This is a genomic window from Hydrotalea sp., from assembly GCA_030054115.1.
In the GTDB taxonomy this organism is placed as follows: domain Bacteria; phylum Pseudomonadota; class Alphaproteobacteria; order JASGCL01; family JASGCL01; genus JASGCL01.
Genome location: JASGCL010000069.1, coordinates 1 through 3,664 on the forward strand (window position 1 = coordinate 1; position 3,664 = coordinate 3,664).

General features: G+C 48.2%; 2 protein-coding genes. Both read left to right on the forward strand.

Translation table 11 applies throughout. The features are described 5' to 3' along the window. Positions 1 to 571: 571 nt before the first annotated feature. Positions 572 to 1,756 (forward strand): hypothetical protein, encoded by a 1,185-nt coding sequence (locus QM529_07555; protein ID MDI9314511.1) that lies wholly within the window; start codon positions 572 to 574, stop codon positions 1,754 to 1,756. A gap of 12 nt (positions 1,757 to 1,768) precedes the next feature. Beyond that, the gene (locus tag QM529_07560) at positions 1,769 to 3,154 is read left to right on the forward strand and encodes a hypothetical protein (protein MDI9314512.1); all 1,386 of its coding nucleotides are present in this window, start codon (positions 1,769 to 1,771) and stop codon (positions 3,152 to 3,154) included. Positions 3,155 to 3,664: the final 510 nt, after the last annotated feature.

The following is a 3,664-nucleotide window of genomic DNA, read 5'->3' on the forward strand; positions in this document are numbered from 1 at the left end:
GCCACGAGGCCGGCGGCAAAACCAGTTACACCGCCCAGGCCGGCCCCCTCGCCCTTTTCATCGGCGCGGGCATCGGGCTCAATTTTTAAACGGTTGATTTAGAAGATTGCACCAATGCCCCCCTTGCTTAAGCAAGGGGGGAGTTAAAAATTGCAAAGCAATTTTTAACCAGGGGGGGTTCGTGTAAGATTTCTATATAAAAAAACCCATAAGAATTTAAAATATCGTTGGCGAACCCACCCAAAAAACATGGTCGCTGACGCTCCCTGTTTTTATCCCTCCCTTGCTGAAGACAAGGGAGGCTTTACGCAATTTTTTTACGCTACTACTTCAGTTCCAAAAATGCCACATTGCCTCCATTGCTTTAGCCGCCGACGAGGGATAAAAATACGAACACCGCGCCAGCGGTGGAGATATTTTTTGGGTGGGTTCGCCAACAAGATTTTTTTTAGCAAACAAATTTGCCTATTGCGGACAGGTAAAAATTATAGTAAAAAAACAGCCGTAAATAATAAAAAAAACGAAAATTCACAACAACTTATTGGCGAAACATTGAGGAGCGCACAAAATCATGAAAAAAACCATAAAAAACAACCTGTTAAATACTTCGGTTTTATTGCTGGCCACCATCTTGGCCGGCGCAACCCACACCACCACCGCCATTGCACAAACCGCAAAAACCGCCAATTCATCTGGCGCGTGGGGCGTGAAAAACCCGCTGTTTGACGCGGTGGCGGGGAAATTAAACCTGACCGCCAATTTGGGTTATGTTTTTAATTTCGCCAGCAATTGGGACGGCAATGACATTGGCACGGGCACGGCCAATGGCGCGGTTGGTTACGGCGCAAGGTTGGGTTGGACCCATAAATCGGGGTTTGGCGTTTCGGGCGATTATTTGGGCTTTACCAGCAAATGGTCGAATGGTGGCACGGATTACACCAACCCATATAATATTTTAACCATTACCCCCAGTTACCGGTTTTCGTTTGGCCAAAATAAAGAATGGGGTGTGAAGGTTGGTTTGGGGGTTGGGATGAGCCTGGCCGATGTGTCATGGGGCACAACCAAAACCGCCAAGGGTGTGAATGCGGGGGCAAGCCGCAAAGTGGCGGGGGGTGCGCTTTATCAGGTAGGTACTGGTGCTAGTGCAACAAGCGCACAACAATTGGCCGCCGCCCCCAGCGCATGTATGAACGCACAAAATGGATTTATTAACACATCCGATAGTAGGTCTACTGATGCTAAAAACAAATGCAATGATAGGACAACGATAGTTACCAACGCGCAGATTGCGACTTGGCTTATAGCTCGAGGCGTTACATCATCTGATGGCGTAAGTTTAAATATTTCAGGGAGCGGTGTAGGGATAGACATGGGTGGTGCTAATGGCACTACTACATCTAATGTGAACTTTGGTCCCATCGCCCCCGAGGTTGCTTGCCTTGTCAATGGCGGCACATGGAATGGCGCGGCGGACAGCGCAACGGCGACCAGCGCAGATTGCACACCCGTTATTCAGGCCGCCGCCAGCGATTCGGGTTCGGGCGGTTCGGCGAAGGACGATGCGGGTTTTGTGTTGGCGCCCGAAATTGCGGTTGAATATGACAATGGGTTATTTCACGGCGACATTAATCTGCGTTACATTCATGGGTTGGCCAATGTAAAATACGACGGCCAAAACACCACCGCCAACCAATTGCAAAAATCCGGCCCCCTCGCCCTCTTCATCGGCGCGGGGTTGGGGGTTAATTTTTAACAATCAACCATCATGACAAATAAATTACACACCAAAATAACTTCGCGCTCAAACAGCGAAGCGATAGCGCAAAAATTATTTGCGCTGTTAATTACATCCGTGCTATCCAGCGCGGTTTTCACCACCACCACCGCCAACGCACAAACCGCCACATCGCCCTCAAGCAGTGGAGCGGTAGGGCAAAAATCATCGGGTGGCGCATGGGGCGTGAAAAACCCGTTGTTTGACGCGGTGGCGGGGAAAATAAACCTGACCGCCAATTTGGGTTATGTTTTTAATTTCGCCAGCAATTGGGACAGCAATGACATTGGCACGGGCAATGCCAACGGCGCGGTTGGTTACGGCGCAAGGTTGGGTTGGACCCATAAATCCGGGTTTGGCATTTCGGGTGATTATTTGGGCTTTACCAGCAAATGGTCGAATGGTGGCATGGATTACACCAACCCATATAATATTTTAACCATTACCCCCAGTTACCGTTTTTCGTTTGGCCAAAATAAAGAATGGGGTGTGAAGGTTGGTTTGGGGATTGGTATGAGCCTGGCCGATGTATCATGGAGCAAAGACACCCAAACCGCCAAGGGCGTGAATGGCGGGGCAAGCCGCAAAGTGGCGGGGGGTGCGGTTTATAAAGATAACAATGCAATCTATAGCACGACTGGTAGTGGCGCTAGCCTCCAGGGAGCGGTAACATTTGCTAATGGCACATCACCTGCTATCACCGCCGGTAACAACACTGCATGCAGTTTTGGGGTTTATGCGGATTCAAAAGGTCAAACTAGCATAAACCCTGCTCACTTAGGTCCATTATTGGGTGGCGGTAATGATAACAGCTCGGTTGCTCCTATTGCAGCCAGTCGGTGTGCGATTAATGCTACTACTAATTCTACCCCATCACAAACAATAACAGACACTCAAATTGCAACAGCACTTAAAGATGGAAAAATTAGCGTGCTTCAAGCCAAGAGTGATGCGGGTGTTGCCAAAGCCGTGTGGACAGAGGTATTGGGTGCCAATGCAACAGTGGCTGGCGTTAATGCCTTGGCCGCCGCCGAGAATTTTGAATCGGACACAGCGGTAATCATGAACGCCAACACATGGGACGCGTTGGATTATAACACCAAAACCAAATTAAAAACCACGCTGGGTTTGGTTGCCAATGATATCACTGCCAGCCCATCATCGGGCGGTTCGGCGAAGGACGATGCGGGTTTTGTGTTGGCGCCAGAGGTTGCGGTTGAATATGACAATGGTTTATTTCACGGCGACATTAATCTGCGTTACATTCATGGGTTGGTCAATGTGAAATACGACGGCCAAAACACCACCGCCAACCAATTGCAAAAATCCGGCCCCCTCGCCCTCTTCATCGGCGCGGGGTTGGGCGTCAATTTTTAATCGGGAAATTATTTGATGAAAAAATTTCTCCGAAATTTGTTCATGACGATATAGCTTTATTATCAGCGTTTAATAATGCGCATAAAAAATTAAAAGGGTGGTTAGCAATAACCACCCTTTTTTTTGTAAAAATTTTGTGCGAGGAAAAAACACCAGCTTCCCTTGTGGTCAAGGGAAGAAGAAAATTAAGGAGGCATAGCCGACTATAATTTTCAGTTAGGTTAGACCCCGCAGTAGATTCGCAATCGGCATCTAACCTACCCGAAAAAAATCTCGGCTTTTTACAAAGCCTCGTATTTTTCTCCCTCCCTTGAATCACAAGGGAGGCAGATTTTTCTAGCCACCTTTTATATAAAAAATCTTATCTGCGAACCCACCCAAAAAACATGGTCGCTACGCTCCCTGTTTTTATCCCTCGTCGGCGGCTAAAGCACGCCGACAGGCTTCGTGGCATCGCCATCTTCTTTGCCTTTTTTTGCGCCACCTTTTTTTTGTGAAAAATTTTGTGCG

Coding starts and splice junctions, on each gene's coding strand:
- QM529_07555 (MDI9314511.1), top strand. CDS start 572: ATGAAAAAAACCATAAAAAACAACCTGTTAAATACTTCGGTTTTATTG.
- QM529_07560 (MDI9314512.1), top strand. CDS start 1,769: ATGACAAATAAATTACACACCAAAATAACTTCGCGCTCAAACAGCGAA.